General features: G+C 74.3%; 1 protein-coding gene. It reads right to left on the reverse strand.

Going from position 1 to position 1,636, the window contains the following annotated elements; translation table 11 throughout:
* Positions 1-120: 120 nt before the first annotated feature.
* Entirely contained in the window at positions 121-1,101 is a 981-nt protein-coding gene (locus IE311_RS36480; RefSeq protein ID WP_189836205.1) for a peptidoglycan-binding domain-containing protein, read from the reverse strand.
* Positions 1,102-1,636: the final 535 nt, after the last annotated feature.

Raw genomic sequence — 1,636 nt, forward strand, 5'->3', positions numbered from 1 at the left:
GCCGCGTCGATGCGGCGCGGCCCCGTCCTCACTCCGGGGCCCGTCGGGTTCCGGGCCCCGGCACACCGAGGTGCGCGGAGAGGGGTGCCCGCCGCCGTGCGCCCGCCGGCTTCCCGTTCCTCATCCGGTGCCTCCCCGGCCGTTCCACCCGTCCCGGTCGTCGCCGCGGTCGCGGCCCGGACGGTCGCCCCGGCCTGTCGCGGCCTGAAGGGCGGCGCGGGTCAGCGGACCGTACACGCCCCGCTCCTCCGGGATGTCGTTGATCCGCTGGAAACTGCTCAGGGCGGCCTCCAGGAAGGGGCCGAACGTGCCGTCGGTCGATCCGAAGTACAGGTGGAGCCGCCGGAGTCGGCGCTGGAGGTCCTCGACCTCGGGCCCGGTGCTGCCGCGGCGGAGGACCCGGGTGCCGGGGCGCTCGGACGGCGGGGTCGTGCGGGTCGGGGTGGGATCGGGCCGGTGCGTGGCGGAACGCGTCGGGGGTGCGGGAGTCCGCCCGGGGGCGGTCGGCGTCCCGGAGCCCGCCGGCCGGCCGGACACCGTCGGCCCGGGGGTGCCCGTACCGGTGGCCCGGGGCGTCGCCGTGCCGATGCCCGGGGTCGGGGGCGTGGTGGCCGACGGAGGGGGCAGGGTCGTCGACGTCCGGGCGGGGGAGGCCGGTTCGCTGTCCCGGGTCTCCTGGGGCGGAGGGAGATCGGGCATCGTCAGGGTCAGCTTGTCCGCGGGCTCCTGATCCATCCCGGAGGTCAGCCCCACCGACAGTCCGAACCCGGCCGCGAGCGCCCCCGTGATCAGCAGCGGCAGCGACATGCCGCTGCGTCTCTCGCGCTCGGACTCCGGGTCCGCTCTCCGCGCCCGGCGGGCCTTCCGCAGATGCCGGGGCTTCCCCGCCCGGTGGCGCGCGTGCGAGCCGCCGGCCCCGGAGACCGGCGGCAGGTTCGGCGTGCCGTCGAAGAGCTCGACGTCCTGCAGGCGGGCGCTCGTACCGTCGCCGCCGGGCCGGGCGACCTTTCCGAAGACGTCGTCGCCCGGTGTCGGGCATGGCTCCGGTTCGCGGGCGACGCCGGATGTGACTGCTGTGGTCAGTGCAGTCCTGTTGCGCATGCGGGTGCTCCATATGTGGCGAAGCCGTGAATGTCGGGGAGTCGAGGAGACTTTGACCGTCGGTCAAGACAAGCGTCAACTGCGGACGAGTCGCGCAAAACCGGGCGCTCGCGGCGTTGATTCTTAAACAACCCTTAATAAGTGACGCACGTCACTTCCCCACTCGGCCGTATGTGAGTGACGTACCACCAGACCGGGCTCCGCGCAGTCGACTTCAGGGGGCGACGGCGGCCCGACGCATGCATATACAGTTCCGGCAGATGCCATAGAAGAACAGGAGGCAGTCGCACATGCCATGGCGGGCCGAACCCAGCCGGAACGACACATACGACAGAGCACGACGCAGGCGTCGTCGCGGCACGCAGCCTCCCGGATCCGCGCCCGGCAGGACACCTCCGGCCGCCGCTCCCCACGACTCCGGCCGCGACGCGGGCAGGACCCACGCACGGGTGGAGCCCCTTCCCGGGCCCGGCCGGGCCGAGCGCCGTCGTGCCGCCGCCAGGGTCGGCCGGGGGAAGGGCCGCCGCGGCGGCCC

The organism is Streptomyces zaomyceticus (genome assembly GCF_014656215.1).
In the GTDB taxonomy this organism is placed as follows: Bacteria; Actinomycetota; Actinomycetes; order Streptomycetales; family Streptomycetaceae; genus Streptomyces; species Streptomyces zaomyceticus.